Genomic DNA, 19,707 nt, shown 5'->3' on the forward strand with positions numbered 1-19,707 from the left:
GGCAGGGTTGAATTGAATACGAGCTAATTTTCTGCCGCCGGAGCGGTTCGGCCGGGGCGGATTTAACCGCTCCGTAATCGCTTGGGCGCAGGTTCCGATCCATGCATGGCCGAGAACCGGCCGCTGCCTGACGGGGAGGGGCCCCGGCAGAGCAGATTGTTGACCCTTCAACCCGGGAACGTACCATGACAGCAATTTCCCTTATGACGACGGACCAGATCGCGGGTCTTGACACATCGGCGATCGCGGCGCTGACGACGGCGGATGTCGCCTCGATGACGTCCACGCAACTTGGCGCGCTGACCTCCGACCAGATTCCGGTGCTGGGCACGGCCAACCTGCGCGTGCTGACCTCGACGCAGCTGGCGGGGCTTACGGCGACCCAGATCCCGACATTGCTCGACACCCAGGTTTCGGTGCTGACCACCGCGGGCATCAAGGGGCTGAGTACTGCGGCCATCGGCGCGCTGACCTCCGATCAGGCGGCCGTGCTGACCTCGACGCAGCTGGCGGCGTTGACCACCACGCAGCTTCCCAACGTCACCACCACCGCCCTTGCGGGGCTGACGGCCACGAGCCTGCGCGGCTTCTCCTCGGCGCAGATCACTGCGCTGAGCAGCGCCGCCGCCGCCGCACTGACGGCCGAGCAGATCGCCGGCCTCACCACCTCGGCGGTCAAGGGTCTGGAAGCGAACGAGATCGCCGCCTTCACTTCGGCGCAGCTTGCGGGCTTCACCACCGCGCAGATCGCGGCGCTGAGCTCGGCGCAGCTTGACGATCTGACCTCCACCCAGGCGCCGCTTCTGAGCACCGCGCAGGTGGCCGCGCTGAACGCCACCTCGATCGCCGGGCTCACGTCGAACTTCATCGGTGCGCTGGACGGCGCCCGGATCGCGGCGCTGTCGTCGAAACAGGTCGCGGCGCTGACCGCGACGCAGATCGACGACATCACCACCACCGCGATCACCAGCCTGACCACCGCGGCGGTCAAGGGTCTGGGCTCGGCTCAGGTGAGCGCGCTCAGCGACGCGCAGGTGGGCAAGCTGACCACCGCGCAGATCGCAAATCTGAGTGCCACCGCCGTCAAGGGCCTGTCCTCGGCGGATCTGAGCACCAACATGACTTCGACCCAGGTCGCGGCGATGACCACGGCGCAACTGGCCGGGCTGTCTTCGGCGCAGCTCGCGGGCGTCAGCACCGCCACCGTGGCCGGGCTGACCTCGGCGCAGATCGGCGCGCTCAGCGCCACCGGCATCGTCGGGGTGACCAACGCGACCGTCGCCGCCCTGACCTCGGCGCAGGTCAAGGGTCTGAATGCCAAGCAGCTGGCCGTCATGACCTCGGGTCAGATCGCGGCGATCGCGACCGCGGCCATCGACGATCTGAGCACGGCGGCGATCAAGGGCCTCGGTTCGGTGCAGGTCGATGGGCTGACCGCGACCCAGCTGGGCCAGCTGACCACGGCGCAGATCGCCCAGCTTTCGACCGCGGCGGTCAAGGGGCTTTCGGCGGCGGATATGACGGCGCTGACCTCCACGCAGGTCGGCGGGCTGACCTCGGCGCAGATCGCGGCGATGACGACCGCGCAAGTGGCCGGGATTGAAAGCGCGGATATTGCCAGCCTGAGCACCGCGGCGGTGAAGGGCCTGACCTCGGCGCAGATCGCGGCGCTGTCCGATGCGCAGGCGGGGGCGCTGAGCTCGCTGCAGATCGGCCTGCTGTCCACGGCGGCGGTCAAGGGGCTGAGCACGGCCGACATGGCGGCGCTGACCACCGCCGAAGTGCAGGCGCTGACCTCGGCGCAGATCGGCGCGCTCAGCTCGGCGCAGATCCGGGCGCTGACCACGGCGCAAGTCGCCGCGCTGGGCACAGCGCAGATCAAGGGCCTGACGGCGAGCAACATCCTCGGCTTTGAAACCGCCGACATCGTGGCGCTGACCACCACCCAGGCCGCGGCGCTGAGCTCGGCCCAGGTCGGTGCCCTGAGCACCTCGCTGGTTGCGGCGATGGAAACGGCCGATCTTGCCAAACTCGCGGCTGCCAGCTTCAAGGGCTTCTCCTCGGGGCAGATCACCGCGCTGACCACGGCGCAGGCGGCAGCGATCGGCACCGATCAGATCGCCCAGATCACCACGGCGGCGATCAAGGGGCTTGAAGCCACCGATATCGCCGCGCTGGCCAACGCCACGCTGGCGAAGATGACGACGGCGCAGATCGGCGCGCTCGGCTCGGCGCAGCTGGCCGGTCTGACCACGGCGCAGATCAACGGCGTGCTGACGACGGCGCAGGTCAAGGCTCTGGGCGCCGCCGCTCTGGCGGGCCTTGGTACCGATGACATCGTGGCGCTGACGACCGATCAGGCCGCTGCGCTGACCTCGGCCCAGGTCAAGGCGCTCAGCACGGCGCAGATCGCGGCGATCGAGACCGCGGATTTCGCCCAGCTTGCGACGGCTTCGGTGAAGGCGCTGACCACCGCCCAGATTGCGGCACTGACCACGACGCAGGTCGATGCCCTGACGACGGCGCAGGCGAAGGCGCTGACCGCGGCGCAGCTGGCGGCGCTGACGACCGCCCAGATCGGTGCGCTTGAAAGCCAGGATTTCGGTGCTCTGACGACGGCGGCGGTCAAGGCGCTGACCACGGTGCAACTGGCGGCGCTGACCTCGGAACAGGGGGCGGGCTTCACCACGGCGCAGGTGGCGAGCCTGACGAGTGCGCAGATCGGCGCGATGTCGGTTGCGGCGCTGAACGAACTGACGGCGGGTGCTGTTGCGGCGCTGGGCACCAAGCAGGTCGCGGGTCTGACCACGGCGCAGCTTGCCGGCCTCGACGCCGGGATGCTCGGCGCGATGGAAACGGCGGATCTCGCGGCGCTGACCTCGACCCAGACGGCGGCGTTCAGTTCCGAACAGCTTGCCTATTTCGACGATGCGCAGCGCTCGGCCTTGCTGCTCTGATCCGGCTTGATATCGACCGCTTCCGCTTCGGCGGAAGCGGATCTCCCGATCCGGGGCTTCCGTCTGGAAGCCCCGTTTTCGTTTCCGGCCCGGGCGGACCGCGGGGCTGTGTCCGGGGCAGGGATCAAGGCGGGGCAGGATGGGGACCCGCAATGCCGAAAGGCCCGGATCCGACGATCCGGGCCTTTCGCGGTCCTTCGAGTGTCCCTGTCGGCGCCGTGGGCCCGGGCCGGTCAGGCGGCGAGGCGGGTTCCCACGCCCCACAGCGCGAAGCGGCCGTCGCGCTCGACGGTCACCGCGGCGAAGCCGGCGCGGGTCAGGTGCTCTTTCAGCGAGCGCGCGGTGAAGCCGGTGCGGTGCCCCATGAAGATGTTGCCTTCAGCCAGCGCGGGGCGGTAGCCGTAAAGGATGTCGAGCGGCGAGATCGGGCCAAGGCTCGACATGTAGGCGGGTTCTTCCAGCTGGCCCTCGGCCACAAGCGTTGCGACCTGCTGCAGATCGGGCATGGTCACCAGCACGAAGCCGCCCGGTTTCAGCACCCGGATGAATTCGGCCAGCGCCACCGGAACCTCGTGTGGCGCCAGATGTTCAAGGTTGTGCGACGACCAGACCGCATCGACGCTGGCATCGGCGACGACCGACATGTCGGTCAGGCTGGCGACGATGTCGGGGGCCACATCGGGGTCGATGTCAAGCCGCACTTCGCGCCAGTCGGACAGCGGAAAATAGGCCTCGGGCAGTTTTGCCGGATGGGCGAGACCGCAGCCGACATGCAGCACGGTCCTGGTCTTCGTTTCGGGCATCGCCACCGCCTCGGCGGTGTCGATCGGGGTTGCATCGGTCATGGGATTCTCCTTCATGGGCGATCTGGAACAGGGCAAGGGGTCGTCGCGATCACGGATCGCGCAGGGCTTCGGCCAATCCGCGCAGGATCGGGTCGAAGAAGGTCGCAAGCACCGAGCGGGTGCCGGTATGAATTTCGGCCGAAAGCGTCATGCCGGGCAGCAAGGTCGCGGCCGCGGGCAGGTTGCTCAGCTGCGCCGCCGGGTCGAGCGCGACATGGGCCGGATGCTGCGCCTCGGCGGCGCCCTGGGCCCGGAAACTGGCATGGCCGACTTCGGTGAGCGTGCCGGTCAGCTGGCCATGTTCGCGCCAGGGAAAGGCGTCGATCTTGATCGAGACCGGATCGCCCGCGACGGCGCGTCCGGCATCGGTCGAGCGCAGCCCGATTTCGGCCAGAAGCGGCACATCGGTCGGCACCAGCACCACCACGGGATTGCCCGCCGGGATCAGGCTGCCGACGCCGCCCTCGGCCACGCGCAGCACCACCCCCGGACGGGGGGCGACAAGATCGGCCATTTCCCGCAGCGCGCGGGCCTTGGCGATCTGCTCCTCGACCACCTGCAGCCGCGGCCGGGCCTCGGCGAGCTGTTCGGTGGCGGTGCGCTTCAGGCTGGTCAGGAACATCCGGTGTTCGGCAATGGCACGCGCGCGGCGGTCGCGCAGTTCCGCAAGGCGGCTTTCATGGGCGCGCTGGTCGGCCTCGGCGCGCAGCCGCATCAGCCGCGCATCGAGCACGGCAAGCTGCGAGCCGCTTTGCCGTTCGGCCAGCGTGTTGCGCATCGTTTCGACCTCGCGCAGGATCGACAGCTGCTCGCGCAGCCCGGCGCCATCGCGGGTTTCGGCTTCGATCAGCGCCTCGGCCGAGGCGATCTCGGCCTCGAGCGCCTCGGCTTTGGTGCGGCTTTCCAGCCGCCGCTCGGTCAGCACATCGGCCTCGGTCGCCAGCGCCGGGCCACCCGCCGTCAGCACGCCGCCGTCGAGCTCGGCCACCAGCCGCGCGATCCGCGCCGAAAGCGCATCGCGCTCGGCCTCGAGCGCGGCAAGGTCCGCCTCGGGCTGGGTCGGATCGAGCCGCGCCAGCAGTTGCCCCGCCACCACCACATCGCCCGGGCGCACCAAAAGCGCATCCAGCCGGGTGCTGGCGGCCGGGCGCAGCAGCAAGGGCGGCTCGGCCGCGGCCAGCTGGCCGGGCGCGGTCACCACCACATCGACGCGCAAGATCGCCGCAAGCCCGACGAGACCGCAGAGCAGCGCCGCCGCCAGGAAGGGCCAGAGCCGCAACAGCAGCGGCGCCGGTTCGGCCTTCACCCGGTCGAGCTCTTCCTGAAAGGCGATCGCCTCGCGGTCGATGGAGCCAAGCTGGATCATTCCGTCTGCCCCGCCTGTTGCAGCCAAAGGTGGCGATAGGTCGTCGAGCGCGCCAGCAGCACCGCATGGGGCGCGAAATCCTCGATCCGGCCGCGGTCCAGCACCAGGATCGCATCGGAACGGGCCAGCGAACTCATCCGGTGCGAGACCACGATCACCGTGCGGCCCTGCGCGATGGCGGCCAGATTGCGGTTCACCACCGCCTCGGATTCCGGGTCAAGCGCGCTGGTCGCCTCGTCCAGGATCAGGATCGGCGGATCGGCCAGCAGCGCCCGCGCGAGCGCAATGCGTTGCCGCTGCCCGCCCGAAAGGTTCGCCCCGCCTTCCTCCACCGGGGTGTCCAGCCCCTGCGGCAGCCGGTCGATGAATTCCGCAGCCCCCGCCAGCGTCGCGGCGCGCAGCACCGCCTCGTGGCTGGCATCGGGACGGGCCAACGCGATGTTTTCGCGCAAGGTGCCGCGGAACAACACGTTTTCCTGCAGCACGATGCCGACCGAGCGGCGCAGATGGTCAAGGTCGATGTGGCGCGCATCGTTGCCGTCGTAAAGGATGCGGCCCGATTGCGCCGAACCGATCCCCTGCAGCAGCCGCGTCAGCGTCGTCTTGCCCGAGCCCGAGCGCCCGACGATGCCGATCACCTGCCCGGCGGCGATGTCGAGCGTCAGATGATCGAGCGCAGGCGTCGCGGCGCCGGGATAGGTGAAGCACAGATCCTCGATCCGGATCGCGCCGCGCAGCGCCGGGCGGATCGGCCGCACCTCGGGGCCGCGCTCGGGCGGGTGGTCCATCACGCCGCGCAGCGTGCGCACGGCCAGCGCCGCTTCCTGCCATTCGTTGATCAGCCCGACGATCTGCACCAAGGGGCCGGTGACCCGCCCGGACAGCATCATGAAAGCAACGAGCGTGCCGACGCTGATCTGCCCCGACAGCACCTGTTCGGCGCCAAGGCCCAGAACCGCGACCTGCATCAGCCGCTCCATCAGCGAGGTCAGCGCGCTGACGGTGGCGGAAAGTTCGCCCACCTGCCACTGGCTGCGGATGGTGCGCGCGAGCGCCGTTTCCCAAAGCCCGCGCCGCGTGCCTTCGAGCACCAGCGCCTTCACCGTGCGCATGTTGTGCAGCGTCTCGACCAGATGCGCCTGCCGCCCCGCCTCGGCGTCGTAAAGCGCCGAAAGACGGCGCTGCAACGCGGGCAGAAAGACCGCCAGAAGCCCCGCGATGGTCAGCGCAAAGCCCAGAACGACCAGCGTCATCAGCCCCGAAAGCAGCGCCAGAAGGGTGAGCAGAACCGGCAAAAGCGCCGCATCGAGCATCGTCTGAAACAGCCGCCCGACCAGAAAATGGCGTATCTTTTCGGTCAGTTGCATGTTGCGGGCCAGAACGCCTGCCGCCGTCGTCTCGAACACGGACAAGGGCAGCGAGAGCAGATGCGCATGCACCGCCGCGCCGATCCCCGCATCCAGCCGCCCGCCGCAGATCTGCATCAGGCGCTGGCGCACATAGCTGAAGGCCGCGTCGAAGAGCACCAAAAACACATAGACCGAAAGCACCGCGGCCAGCGTGTTCCAGGCATGCGAGGAAATCACGCTGTCGATCATCACCTGCATCAGGAAGGGCAGGGCGAAGGCGATCAGGTTGCCCGCCACCACCGCCACCGCCACGCCGCCAAACAGCGCGCGTTGCTCCAGCAGCGCCGGCACGAACCAGCCAAGGCCAAAGGGCCGCCGCGCCGATGTCTCGGTCTTGCGCAGCCGTGCAAGGATCAGCGTTCCGGACCAGCGCGCCTCGAATTCGGCGCGGGGCAGGAACAGGATCCCCTCGCCCTCGCGGGCGGGGTCGAGGATGGCGGCATGCGGCCCGTCGGGCAGATCGACGGTATGGGCGAGGATGAACCAGCGGCCGTCCTTGCCCTCGCACAGCGCCGGATAGGCCGAGCCGAGCCCCTTGGCCGTGCGCCAGCTGGCGCCGCTGATCTTGCGGCTGCGGAACCCGGCGCGCTGAAAGGTCGCCTCGATCTTCGGGGCGATGCTGCCGTCGTCAAGGGCGGGAAGTTCGGTCACCGGCAGGGTGACACCGTGATGCAGGCACACCAGAAACAAGGCCCGCAGCGCCGTCATCTGCGGCGAACCGAGGGCGATGTCTTCCTGTTGGCGGGGCGAAAGGGCATGAGTCATGCGGGCAAGCTACGCGAGCTTGATTAACAGCTTCTTTCTGCGCGCCATTTTTCAAGCCTTTTCCGCGCTGCGAATGGCCGCGCAAATCGCTGAAAAGACGGGCCGGGCGGGGTCGCGGCGTCTTCGCGCTGTTGCCTGCCGCGGCAATCGCGCTATGAGACGCGGGATAGGCAGCGCGCAAACGGGAAGTTCGGGATGACTGAGGACACGAGCAGGCTGGTTCTGACCTGGGCGACGATCGCGGCGATGGCGGCGGCGGCGGCGCTGCATTGGGGCGCCCCGGGGCTTGGCGCGGGCTGGGCCGAGGCGCTGGCGCTGCTGTCGGTCTTTTTCACCGGCGGCCTTCCGGCGGCGCATCGGGCGATCGGCGCGCTGATCACGGAACGCCAGCTCGACATCGACCTTTTGATGGTGGTCGCGGCGCTGGCCGCCGCCGCCGTCGGGGCCGCGCTGGAGGGGGCGGTGCTGCTGACGCTCTTCAGCCTGTCGACCACGCTGGAACACCGCGCCATGGGCCGCACGCGGCGCGCCATCGAGGCGCTGATGGAGCTGCGCCCCGACCGCGCGCTGATACGGCGGGGCGAAGACACGGTCGAGGTGGCGGTGGAGACGCTGGTGCCGGGCGACGTGGTGATCTTGCGCCCCGGCGCGCGGGTGCCGGTGGATGGCGTCATCGTCCTGGGCGAGGGGGCGATCGACGAAAGCACGATCACCGGCGAATCCGTCCCGGTCCACAAGACCCCGGGGGCGCAGGTCTTTGAAGCGACGGTGAACCTGCATGGCGTGCTGGAGATCGAGGTGCGGCGCGAGCTGGGCGCCTCGACCGTGGCGCGGATGATTGCGCTCGTGACCGAGGCGCAGGCGGCGCGGGCGCCCTCGGAGCGTTTTTCGGAATGGTTCGGGCAGCGCTACACGATCGCCGTTCTGGCCGGGGCGGTGCTGGCCTTTGCGGTCTTTTCGGTGCTGGGTCTGGGCTGGCAGGCGGCGCTTTACAAGGCGGCGACGCTGCTTGTGGCGGCAAGCCCCTGTGCCATCGTGATTTCGGTTCCCGCCGCGATCCTGTCGGCGCTGTCGGTCGCGGCGCGCGGCGGCGTGCTGTTCAAGGGCGGCGCGGCGCTGGAGACGCTGGCCCGGGTCGAAACCTTCGCCTTTGACAAGACCGGCACGCTGACCACCGGGCGGCAGGAGATCGTCGACATCCGTTGCGAGGGTGCCGAGGCGGAGTTTCTGGCCCGTCTGGCCGGGATCGAGGCGCATTCCGAACATCCGATCGCCGAGGCGATCCGGCGGCTGGCCGACGCCCGCGGCATCCTGCCCTTGCCGGTGCGCGAGGCCAAGGCAGTGCCGGGCGAGGGCATGGTGGCCGTCGATGATCTGGGGGTGATCTGGGCGGGCAATGCGCGGCTTGCGCAGCGGATGGGGGCGCGGGCGGAGACCGGTCTGGTCCTGCCCGCCGATCTGGAAACCGCACCGCGCACGCTGGTGCTTTTGGGGCGCGGCGCGAAGATCCTGGGCGGGGTGACCTGCGAGGACCGTCCGCGCGACAGCACGCCGGGCGGGCTGGCGGCGCTGCGCGCGGCCGGGGTCGGGCAGATCGCGATGCTGACCGGCGACCGGCGCGCGGTGGCCGAGCGGATCGGGGCGGAACTGGGCATCGGCGCGGCGGAAATTCATGCCGATCTGCGCCCCGAGGACAAGGTGCGCATCGTCGCCGATCTGACGGCGCGGGGGCGGGTGGCCTTTGTCGGCGACGGGGTGAATGACGCGGCGGCGCTGGCGCGGGCGGATGTGGGCATCGCGATGGGGGCGGCGGGCTCCGAGGTGGCGCTGCAGGCGGCCGATGTGGCGCTTCTGGCCGACGACATCGGGCGGCTGGCCGAGGCGCATCGGCTGGCGCGGCGCACGACGCGGATCATCCGGCAAAACCTGATCTTCGCCATGGGCGCGATGCTGGTTCTGGTGGCGGGCGGTCTGTTCTGGCATCTGCCGCTGCCCGTCGCGGTGATCGGCCACGAGGGCGGCACGGTGCTGGTGGTGCTCAACGGCTTGCGGCTGCTGGCCGATCCGATCCGCAAGCGCCGCGGCTGAGCGGGCAGCGACCCTAAGCCGCGCTCGAATCGGGGCCGGTCTTGACCCGTGTCATGGACGCCCCGTGGCGCCGGGGACAATCCTGATCCATTCGGAACGGCCCAATCGGAACGGGAGGAGACCATGTCCGGTTATTTTGCGTTCGACAGTCTTGTCTTGACTCAGCGGATGGACCCTGGCAGCGGCAGCGTCACGGCGCGGGAACTGGCGGCGTCGGTGGTGGAGATGACGCCCCAGGACGGCCAGACGGGGTTCACCGTCACCGAGACCGGCTGGCTTGACGTCATCGAGTTCCTGGGGGCGGGGCTGACCTTCACGCCCGCGGACGGCAGGGCGGTGTCGCTGACGGCGGATTTTTCGATGTTCTTCAGCTTTCAGGCGCTGAGCCATCCGGGCGGGGTGACCTATCTGTTCAGCTTCCAGCATGTGCTGACCGATGACGCGGGCAGCACGGCCGGGCTGGACCTGATCTATATCCCCGTCTCGGGGGCGCCGCTGCCGTCCTTTGCCGATGGTGACGCCTTCTTCGAGTTCCTGCATACCCATGGGCTGGGCAGCCCGACCGCGGCCTATCCGGCCGCGACCGAGGTCGGCTTCGACAGTTTCGACATCGGCTATGCCTCGGCCACGGGTGACACGATCACCGGCACCGACGACGCGGACACACTTTACGGTCTGGCGGGCGACGATCTGATCCAGGGGCTTTGGGGCGACGACATTCTGGACGGCGGCGCGGGCCATGACACGCTTCAGGGCGACGACGGCGCCGACACGCTTCTGGGCGGGGCGGGCAATGACGTGCTGCGCGGCGGTCTGGGCCATTACGACGACGTGCTGCAGGGCGGCGACGGCATCGACACCGTCGATTACACCGATCTGACGATGGGCTATTGGCGCGGCGGTCTGATCGTCGATCTGGCCGCGGGCACGGCCACCGACAACTGGTTTTACGTCGCCAATGACACGCTCGTCGATATCGAGAACGCCAATGGCACTGGCGGCAGCGATACGCTGATCGGCAGCGCCGGGGCGAATGTGCTGGACGGGCGCGAGGGGGCGGACAGTCTCTCGGGCGGCGACGGCGACGACACGCTTCTGGGCGGGATCAACGATCCCGCGCATCCGGGCGACAATGATACGCTCGATGGGGGCGCGGGCGATGACAGCCTGTCGGGTGGGGCCGGGGCCGATCTGCTGCGCGGCGGCGAGGATGATGACCGGATCGCGGGCGGCACCGGCAATGACGGTCTGGATGGCGGCGACGGGCTGGACTGGCTGTCGGGCGAACATGGCAATGATTTCCTGTCCGGCTGGGCGGGCAACGACACGCTTTTGGGCGGGGCGGGCACGGACACGCTGCAAGGCGGCACCGGCAACGACTGGCTGGACGGCGGGGTCGGGGCCGACAGTCTGGAAGGGGGCGAGGGCAACGACACCTATGTCGTCGATGCCACCGACACGCTGCGCGAGACCAATCTGCACGGGCTTGACATGGGCGGACGCGACACGGTGCGGGCGGGGGTCGATTTCAGCCTTGCCGCGATCGCCTTCGTCGAGGATCTGGTGCTGACCGGCGCGGCGGCGATCGACGGGACCGGCAACAGCCTGGCCAATACGATCACCGGCAACGCCGGGGCGAACGGGCTTTTCGGCGGCGCGGGCAACGACCTGCTGACGGGCGGCGGCGGCGCCGACACGCTTTCGGGCGGCACCGGGGCGGACCGGATGCTGGGGGGCGCGGGCAATGATGTCTACCGCGTCGATCTTGCCACCGACCGGGTGTTCGAGACCACCACCCAGACCGGCAGCACCGATGCGGGCGGGATCGACCGGGTCGAAGCCGCGGTCAGCTTCAGCCTTGCCGCCTCGGTCGGGCTGAGTTTCGTCGAAAACCTGACGCTGACCGGGACTGCCGTCAGCGGCACCGGCAATGCGCTGGGCAACACGATCATCGGCACTGCGGCGGCGAACCGGCTGGATGGCGGTCTGGGCGCCGATCGGCTGACCGGCGGCGCGGGGGCGGATTGGTTCATCTTCTCGACCGCACCCGCCGGTGCGAACATCGACCGGATCACCGATTTCAACGCCGAGGAAGACACGATCCGGCTTGATGACGCGGTCTTCGCCGGGCTGGCGACCGGGCGGCTGACGGCGGCGGCCTTTGCGACCAACCTGTCGGGGCAGGCGCAGGACGCCTTGGACCGGATCATCTACGAAAGCGACACGGGGCGGCTGTGGTTCGATGCCGATGGCACCGGCGCGGGGGCGCGGGTGCAGGTGGCGGTGCTCTCGGCCGGGCTTGATCTGACCAACGCCGATTTCGTGATCTTCTGATCCCGAGATCCCGGGACAATTTGGACGGGACAGTTTGAACGGGGCGGCAGGACGCCGCCCCGTTTTCGTCCGGTCCGGCCCCCTCCGACGGCCCGGGGTGATTCGTTTCGCTGCGGGCCCTTGCGCCTGCAATCCCGGCGCGGCGGGCCTTTTTCCCCTCTGTCCCGCCCCCGCCGCCCCCCTGCCGCAGCCGCGACGCACCCCCGCCGCGGCCGCGCCACCTTGGCGCCGCAGCCCTTAACAGCGCCGCCCGAACCACCGCTCCTGTTAACAGATCCTTCATCAACTCCCGCGAATGCGGCCCCGTCCGGGCGGGCCCGGCCTTGCCGCATCGCGGCTGCGGGGCGTATTTCTGGCCTTGAAGCGGATCCTCCGGTGGCCATGAAGGCCCGCTCTTCGCCGCACGCCCGAAGGCGTCCCCGTTCCCCGTCTTGCCGACCGGTCCGCCGGTCCGCGCTGTACCGCGTGTTTCACGCGCTTGATCAGGAGTGCCCGGATGCCCCTTCCCACCTATACCGAGGACCAGGCGGTCCAGCAGCTCATCCGCGGCTATTTCGGCGGCTATACCTATGGCTGGGCGCTGGATGCCTCGCGCACGCTGACCTATTCCTTCGCCGCCGCCGTGACCTCGACCGAGCGCGCGGTGATCGAGACCGCGCTGGACAGCTGGGCCGCGGTCAGCGGCATCACCTTCGTGCAGGTCGCCAGCGGCGGCCAGATCGGGTTTCAGAACAGCGCCTCGGGCGCCTATTGTTCGATGCGCGGCACCGGGGTGAACATGACCTCGGCCACGGTCAATGTGTCCTCCTCGTGGTTCAACAGCTACGGCGGCACCGTCGGCAGCTACAGCTATCAGACCTATGTGCATGAAATCGGCCATGCTTTGGGCCTTGGCCATACCGGCAACTACAACGGCTCCGCCAGCTATGCGAGCGATGCGCTTTATGCCAACGACAGCTGGCAGACCTCGATCATGTCCTATTTCTCGCAGACCGAGAATCCGACCACGGGGGCGAGCTATGCCTATCTGCTGACGCCGATGGCCTTTGACATCGCGGCGATGCGGGCGCTTTACGGCACCCCCGCGGCGGTGCATGGCGGCGACACCACCTATGGCCGCGGCTCGACCGCGGGCGACGGGCTGGATTATCTGGGCACCGCCAACCACCGCGCCAATGTCGCCTTCACCCTGATGGACACCGGCGGCATCGACACGCTCGACTTTTCCGCCCGCACAGAGGCGGCGCGGATCGACCTGACGCCGGGGGCGATTTCCGACCTGTTCGGGCAGCGCGGCAATATGGTGATCTATGCCGGGACGGTGATCGAACATGTCCGCACCGGCGCCGGGGCGGACCGGATCACCGGCAATCTTGCGGCCAACCGCATCGCCGCCGGGGCGGGCAATGACACGGTCGCGGGGGGCGCGGGCAACGACACGCTTCTGGGCGAGGCGGGCGACGACCGGCTGACCGGCGAGGGCGGCGATGATCTGCTGACCGGCGGCGAGGGCGTGGACATCTTCGTTTTCGCCGCCGGCTTCGGCACCGACACGATCAGCGATTTCGTCGCCAGTATCGACGTCATCGACCTGTCGGCGCAAACCGCGATCGAGAGCTGGAGCGCGCTTGTCGCGCTGATGTCGAACACCGCCGAGGGGGTGCGGATCGCCACGCTGGAAGGCACGATCCTGCTGGCCGGGCTGACGCTTGCGGCGCTTCAGGCGGATCATTTCCTGCTTTCGACCGGCAGCGGCGATGACGGCAGCGGCAGCGGTGGCGGCGATGGGGACGGCGGCGGCGGCACCGGGCAGATTCTGGCGGGCACGATCGGGCGCGACACGCTGCAGGGCGGCGCTGGCGCCGATACGATCGACGGCGGCGCGGGCAATGACAGCATCGACGCCGGGGCGGGCAATGACAGTGTCGGCGGCGGCGCGGGCAACGATCTGATCACGCTGGGCGAGGGTGACGACATCTTCGCCGATGCCGCCGACACCGGCTCCGATCAGGTCTGGGGCGGGGCGGGCGATGACCGGCTGACCAGCCGCGGCGGCAGCGACCGGCTTTACGGCGAGGCGGGCAATGATGTCCTGATCGCGGGCGCCGCGGGCTGTCTGCTTTCGGGCGGGCTGGGCGATGACACGCTGACCGGCGGCGGCGGCGCCGACAGCGTCAGCGACACCGGCGGGGCGGATGTGGTCAGCCTTGGCGCGGGCAATGACAGCTACACCGCCAGCGGCGACGATGCGACGATGGGCGACACGGTCCTTGGCGGCGACGGCAACGACCGCATCACCGGCAGCGCGGGCAATGACAGCTTCAGCGGCGGGGCGGGGCGCGACACGATCGTGGCGGGCGACGGCGCCGACCGGGTCGAGGGCGGGGCCGAGTCCGACCGCATCGACCTTGGCGCGGGCGACGACATCTATGTCGACGGCACCGATGCGGGCGCCGATACCGTGCTGGGGGGGCTCGGCAACGAGGTGCTGACCAGCCTTGGCGGGCGCGACAGTTTCGATGGCGGCGCGGGCAACGACGCCCTGACCGCCTCGGCGGCGGGCAGCCTGTTGCAGGGCGGTCTGGGCGATGACACGCTGACCGGCGGCGCCGGGGCTGACAGCACCGCCGACACCGGTGGCAATGATCTGGTCGATCTGGGCGCGGGCAATGACAGCTACAGCGGCAGCGGCGACAGCGCCTCCCATGCCGACACCGTGCTGGGCGGCGAGGGCAATGACGTCCTTGCCACCGGCGCGGGCAGCGACATCCTGGACGGCGGCACGGGCAATGACCGGCTGACCGGCAATGGCGGCAACGACACGATCCTGGGCGGGGCCGGGCGCGACACGATCAGCGCGGGCGACGGCAATGACAGCGTCGAGGGCGGGGCAGAGGCCGACCGCATCGACCTTGGCGCGGGCGACGACATCTATGTCGACAGCGCCGATACGGGCGCCGACACGGTTCTGGGCGGGCTCGGCAACGAGGTGCTGACCAGCCTGGGCGGCGCCGACAGCCTCGATGGCGGGGCGGGCAATGACTGGCTGACCGCCTCGGATGCGGGCTGCCGCCTTGCGGGCGGGCTGGGCAACGACACGCTGACCGGCGGCGCCGGGGCCGATATCGTCGGCGACACCGGCGGCAACGATCTGGTCGATCTGGGCGCGGGCAACGACAGCTTCACCGCCAGCGGCGACAGCAGCGCGCAGGCCGACACGATCTTCGGCGGCGCGGGCAATGACCGCATCACCGTCGGGGCGGGCAATGATCTGCTGCAGGGCGGGGCGGGCGATGACAGTCTGAACGGCGGCTCGGGCCATGACCGGCTGACCGCGGGCGAGGGCAGCGACACCCTGACTGGCGGCGCGGGCAATGACGTGTTCATCTTCGCCCCCGGCGACGGCACGAACCGGATCACCGATTTCCGCATCGGTCTGGACGATATCGACCTGCGCGGGGTCGCCGGGCTGGACAGTTTCGCCGATCTGGCGGGCCAGATGACGCAATCGGGCCGCGCCGTGGTGATCGGGATCGAGGGGCTGGTGATCACGCTCGACAATGTCACGCTGGCCTCGCTCTCCGCGGGGGATTTCCTGATCTGAGCCGGGCGGCAGGCGCCCCCCAAGCTGCCTCTTGCCAGAGCCGCCGAAACCCTGTAGCGGGCCTGTCTTTCTTCGAGAGGCCCGCGATGACCGACCTTCCCCTTGCGATCGACTTCGGAACCTCGAATTCCGCCGCCGCTCTGGTGCAGGATGGCCAGCTGCGCCGCCTGACGCTGGACGGGCAGGCCGACACCCTGCCCACGGCGGTCTTCTTTCCCGCCGAACGCGGGCCGATGCAGATCGGCGCCGCGGCGGTCGCGGCCCTTGTCGCGGGCGAGGAGGGGCGCTTCATGCGGGCGCTCAAAAGCGTGCTCGGCACGCCCTTGTTCCACGAATCCCGCCCGATCGGCGGGCGCCGCCGCACCCTGGCCGAGGTGGTCACCGCCTTTCTGGCGGAAACGAAAACCCGCGCCGAGGCGCAGACGGGCCTGACCTTCCGGCGGGTGCTGTCGGGCCGTCCGGTGCATTTCCACGCCGATCCCGACCGCGATGCCCGGGCGCTGGCCGATCTGACCGGCTGCCTGTCGGCGGCGGGCTTCACCGAGATCGGCTTTTGCCCCGAGCCCGAGGCCGCCGCCCGCGCCTGCGCCGATCTGACCGGCACGCGGCTGGGGCTGATCGTCGATATCGGCGGCGGCACCTCGGATTTCTCGCTGTTTCGGGTCACCGGGGCCCGGGTCGAGATCCTGGCCAGCCATGGCATCCGGCTGGGCGGCACCGATTTCGACCGGCTGCTGGCGCTGGATCATGTGATGCCGCTGCTGGGGCAGGGCGGGCAGCTGCGTCGGGAATTCGGCCCGGGCCTGCTGCCGATGCCGAACGAGATCTTCGTCGATCTGGCGACCTGGGCGAAGATCCCCTTCCTTTACACCCGCGAAACCCGCAATGCCGTGACGCAGCTGGCGAAATTCGCCGTCGAGCCGCGGGCGATCGGCCGTCTGGCGCGGGTGATCGAGGAGGAGCTGGGCCATGACATCGCCTTTGCGGTCGAGCGCGGCAAGATCGAGGCGAATGCGGGCAAGCCCGGCGCGATGATCCGGCTGGGCAAGATCGAGCGCGGCCTTTACGCCGAGATCGACGCCGCCTCGATGGCGGCGGCGCTGGTCCGCGCCCGGGCCGAGCTTGATGCCGCGCTGGCGGAAACCTGCCGTCTGGCGGGCATCGCCCCCGCCGCGGTCGAGACCGCGATCCTTGTGGGCGGCTCCAGCCTGATGGGGCTGGTCGGGCAGGCGGTCACGGCGGCCTTTCCGCAGGCAGGGCAGGCCCGCGGCGAGGCCTTTACCGCCGTCGTCGACGGGCTGGCGCTGACCGCCGCCGGGGCGTGAACTTTTGACCGCTTGACCCTTGGCGCGGCCGGTCGCACAATCGTCACAGTCCCAACGGGTGCTTCGCCATGGATCACGACCGGGCCCTTCTTGTCACAGCCTGTCGCCGCCTTGCCGCGACCCGGACGGGACTTTACCCCCGCTTTCCCCTTTGCCGAGGAGCCGCCCGATGCCCGAGGTCATGGTCCTGCCCGAATTGACTGCGCAGCCGATCCCCGGCACAGATCCGGGTCTTGCCGCGGCGCTTTCCGCGGCCCATCTGCCGGTCGAGGATCTGGCCGATCCCGGGCGAAGTTTCTTTGCCTTTTCCGATGCTTCCGGGGCGATCTGCGGCTATGGCGGCTATGAGTTGCCCGGCGATCACGCGCTGATCCGCTCGCTGGTCGTGCCCGAGACCGGGCGCGGGCAGGGCGTCGGCTCGGCGATGCTGGCGGCGCTTCTTGACAAGGTCGCGGCCGCGGGCGCCCGGGAGGCCTGGCTCTTCACCAAACATGCGGCGCCGTTCTTTGGCCATCGCGGCTTTCGCGCCCGGGCCCGCTACGAGGTGCCGCCGCCGGTTCTGGCCACGAAACAGGCCAGTTCGGTCTGCCCGATCACCGCGGTGGTGATGAGCCGCCCCCTGACCGCCTGACCCGATCTGGGGGCGTGCGATTGGGGGGAAGCGTGCGATTCGTCGCCCGCTCAGCTCAGCAGCGCCGCCAGCACCAGCCAGCCGCCGATCTCGGCCAGTTGCTGCGCCGTGCCCAGAACGTCGCCGGTCTGCCCGCCGATCTTCGTCCGGGCCAGCTGCATCAGCCCCACCACCAGCGCGCCCTGCACCAGAGCCAGCGGCCCGACCGGCAGGCCCAGCCCGACGGCCGCGCCCAGCCCGATCGCCCCGCCGGCCAGCACCCTTTTCCACGCCGCGCCAGCAGCATAGCGGCCCATGCCCTCGGACCGGGCCGCGGGCAGCGCCGCCATCACCACGCCACAGGCGGCGCGCGAGAGCATCGCCAGCCCGATCAGCCCCGCCATCGCCAGCGCGGGCGAAGCCTCGGCCAGCGCCGCCACGCCCTGCCAGCGCAGACCGAGCGACAGCACCAGCGCCGCAACGCCATAAGAGCCGATGCGGCTGTCGCGCATGATCTCAAGCCGCCGCGCCCGCTCGCGCCCGCCCCAGAAGCCATCGGCGACATCGGCCAGACCGTCCTCGTGCAGCGCGCCGGTGATGACGACCTGCACCGTCACCGCCAGACCCGCCGCCAAAGCGGGCGGCAGGCCGAGCGCCAGCGTGGCGAAAAGCGCAAGGGCAGAGATCGCCCCCACCACCAGCCCGGCCAAGGGATAGGCCCAGACCGATTGCGCCAGCGTCGGTGCCGGATCGGCCAGCCGCGGCATCGGCAGGCGGGTGAGCAGCAACACCGCCAGATGCGCCTCCGAAAGCCGCGCCTTGATCCAGCCCCGCTCCATCAGGCGGTGATGCCCGCTTCGGCATAGGTCACCATGCCGTTGTGGCATTCCAGCGCCGCTCGCACGACACCCAGCGCCAGCGCCGCGCCGGTGCCTTCGCCCAGCCGCATTTCCATCTGCAACAGCGCGCGCTTGCCCATGGTGCTCAGCACCTTCTGATGCCCGGGCTCGGCCGAGGTATGGCCGACGACGCAGTGATCCAGAAGCCGCGGATCGACCTTGAAGAGCGTCGAGACCGCGGCGGTCGAGATGAACCCGTCAAGGATCACCGGGATCCGCGCCGCCCGTGCGCCCAGAACCGCGCCGCACATCGCGGCGATCTCGCGCCCGCCAAGGGCCGCCAGCGTCTCCATCCCGCCAAGCCCGCCATGCAGGGCCAGACCCTTGTCGATCGCCGCAATCTTGCGCGCGATCCCGGCCGCATCGGAGCCGGTGCCGGGGCCGACGAAATCCTTGGCCGTGCCGCCGTAAATCGCCGCCGCCAAGGCCGCCGCGATGGTCGAATTGCCGATCCCCATCTCGCCGATGATCAGCGCATCGGCCGTCACATCAACCGCCGCCGCGCCCACGTTCAGCGCCGCGACCGTCTCCGCCTCGGTCATCGCCGGGCCTTGGGTGAAGTCCTGCGTCGGGGTGTCGAGGTCCAGCGCGATCACCTGCAGATCGGCGCCCGCGGCGCGGCAGAGCTGGTTGATCGCCGCCCCGCCCATCTCGAAATTCTTCACCATCAGATGCGTCACTTCCTGCGGGAAGACGTTCACCCCCTGCGCGCAGACGCCGTGATTGCCCGCAAAGCACAAAGCCTGCGCCTTGGTGATGGTCGGGCGATCCGTGCCCCGCCAGGCCGCCCAATGCAGCGCCATCTCCTCCAGACGGCCAAGCGACCCCGGCGGCTTCGTCAGGCTGTTTTGCCGCGCAAGCGCCGCCGCACGGGCGGCCTCATCGGCGACGGGCAGCCGGTCGGCCAGCGTGGAAATCTCGGCAAGGGATTGGAACTGCAGCATTTGTTATTTCACCTTCATTGGCAGGCCCGCGACGGTGAAGACGACTTCGTCCGCCGCCGCAGCGACCCATTGGTTGAGATGGCCCGCATGGTCGCGGAACGCACGGGCGAGACGGTTGTCAGGCACGATGCCCAGACCCACCTCGTTGGTGACAAAGACGACCGGTGCCGTCAGTTCGGGCAGAACCGCAAGAAGCCGCTTTGCCGCAGCCTCCCAGTCGTGATCGCCCAGCATCAGATTGGTCAGCCAGAGCGTCAGGCAATCCACCAGCCGCGGCGCATCGTCGGTCTCGCGCAGCGCCGTCACAAGATCGAGAGGTTCCGCCCGCGTCACCCATTCCGGGCCGCGCCGGGCCTGATGCGCCGCGATCCGTTCGGCCATTTCCGCGTCCCAGATTTCCGAGGTGGCGATGTAATGCGCAGGCTGCCCCAGCGCCAGCGTGCGGGTCTCGGCATAGGTGCTTTTGCCCGAACGGGCGCCGCCGGTGACGAGAAGGGTGAAAGCCATGCCGCGTTGCCTCTTGTTCCTTGCGGCGGAAAAAAGCAGAAACGGCGGCGGACC

At 69.7% G+C, this 19,707-nt stretch carries 12 protein-coding genes; 6 read left to right on the plus strand and 6 right to left on the minus strand.

Annotation, left to right across the window (positions count from 1 at the left end; all coding sequences use genetic code 11):
- Window positions 1-185: 185 nt before the first annotated feature.
- Window positions 186-2,957 carry a beta strand repeat-containing protein gene (locus tag ACTTAG_RS08095; RefSeq protein ID WP_444464988.1) on the plus strand — a complete coding sequence of 924 codons (2,772 nt, stop codon included), beginning with the start codon at window positions 186-188 and terminating at the stop codon, window positions 2,955-2,957.
- A 233-nt stretch (window positions 2,958-3,190) separates the two neighbouring features.
- Here the strand turns inward: ACTTAG_RS08095 and ACTTAG_RS08100 are convergent, their stop codons facing one another.
- Genes ACTTAG_RS08100 through ACTTAG_RS08110 form a run of 3 tightly spaced genes read right to left on the minus strand, consistent with a single transcriptional unit; the run spans window position 3,191 to window position 7,342 of the window.
- Complete coding sequence (locus tag ACTTAG_RS08100) at window positions 3,191-3,802, minus strand: class I SAM-dependent methyltransferase (protein WP_444464989.1); 612 nt, start codon at window positions 3,800-3,802, stop codon at window positions 3,191-3,193.
- Window positions 3,803-3,851: 49 nt separating this feature from the next.
- Window positions 3,852-5,168: an HlyD family type I secretion periplasmic adaptor subunit gene (locus tag ACTTAG_RS08105; RefSeq protein ID WP_444464990.1), complete on the minus strand. Its 1,317-nt coding sequence runs from the start codon at window positions 5,166-5,168 to the stop codon at window positions 3,852-3,854.
- Entirely contained in the window at window positions 5,165-7,342 is a 2,178-nt protein-coding gene (locus ACTTAG_RS08110; RefSeq protein WP_444464991.1) for a peptidase domain-containing ABC transporter, read from the minus strand. The genes ACTTAG_RS08105 and ACTTAG_RS08110 overlap by 4 nt, the downstream gene beginning before the upstream one ends.
- 195 nt (window positions 7,343-7,537) lie before the next feature.
- Here ACTTAG_RS08110 and ACTTAG_RS08115 point away from each other — a divergent pair, with 195 nt between their 5' ends.
- The 5 genes from ACTTAG_RS08115 (at window position 7,538) to arsN2 (ending at window position 17,324) form a co-directional block, all read left to right on the plus strand.
- Entirely contained in the window at window positions 7,538-9,430 is a 1,893-nt protein-coding gene (locus ACTTAG_RS08115; protein ID WP_444464992.1) for a cation-translocating P-type ATPase, read from the plus strand.
- A 123-nt stretch (window positions 9,431-9,553) separates the two neighbouring features.
- The gene (locus ACTTAG_RS08120; protein WP_444464993.1) at window positions 9,554-11,764 is read left to right on the plus strand and encodes a calcium-binding protein; all 2,211 of its coding nucleotides are present in this window, start codon (window positions 9,554-9,556) and stop codon (window positions 11,762-11,764) included.
- 496 nt (window positions 11,765-12,260) lie between these two features.
- Window positions 12,261-15,368, plus strand: a complete 3,108-nt coding sequence (locus ACTTAG_RS08125) for a M10 family metallopeptidase C-terminal domain-containing protein (RefSeq protein WP_444464994.1) — start codon at window positions 12,261-12,263, stop codon at window positions 15,366-15,368.
- Window positions 15,369-15,454: 86 nt separating this feature from the next.
- On the plus strand, window positions 15,455-16,693 hold the full coding sequence (locus ACTTAG_RS08130) for an Hsp70 family protein (protein WP_444464995.1): 1,239 nt from the start codon (window positions 15,455-15,457) through the stop codon (window positions 16,691-16,693).
- Window positions 16,694-16,862: 169 nt separating this feature from the next.
- Window positions 16,863-17,324, plus strand: coding sequence for an arsenic resistance N-acetyltransferase ArsN2 (gene arsN2, locus ACTTAG_RS08135; protein ID WP_444464996.1), 462 nt, complete (start codon window positions 16,863-16,865; stop codon window positions 17,322-17,324).
- A gap of 50 nt (window positions 17,325-17,374) precedes the next feature.
- On the opposite strand, the gene cobS is transcribed toward arsN2, so the two are convergent.
- The 3 genes from cobS to cobU are packed head-to-tail and all read right to left on the minus strand — an operon-like array spanning window position 17,375 to window position 19,653.
- Window positions 17,375-18,142 (minus strand): adenosylcobinamide-GDP ribazoletransferase, encoded by a 768-nt coding sequence (gene cobS / locus ACTTAG_RS08140; RefSeq protein ID WP_444464997.1) that lies wholly within the window; start codon window positions 18,140-18,142, stop codon window positions 17,375-17,377.
- The gene (gene cobT / locus ACTTAG_RS08145; RefSeq protein WP_444464998.1) at window positions 18,142-19,146 is read right to left on the minus strand and encodes a nicotinate-nucleotide--dimethylbenzimidazole phosphoribosyltransferase; all 1,005 of its coding nucleotides are present in this window, start codon (window positions 19,144-19,146) and stop codon (window positions 18,142-18,144) included. The genes cobS and cobT overlap by 1 nt, the downstream gene beginning before the upstream one ends.
- Before the next feature lie 3 nt (window positions 19,147-19,149).
- Complete coding sequence (gene cobU, locus ACTTAG_RS08150) at window positions 19,150-19,653, minus strand: bifunctional adenosylcobinamide kinase/adenosylcobinamide-phosphate guanylyltransferase (protein WP_444464999.1); 504 nt, start codon at window positions 19,651-19,653, stop codon at window positions 19,150-19,152.
- Between the last annotated feature and the right edge of the window lie 54 nt (window positions 19,654-19,707).

The sequence above is a fragment of the Rhodobacter capsulatus genome (genome assembly GCF_052363185.1).
GTDB classification, from domain to species: domain Bacteria; phylum Pseudomonadota; class Alphaproteobacteria; order Rhodobacterales; family Rhodobacteraceae; genus Rhodobacter; species Rhodobacter capsulatus_E.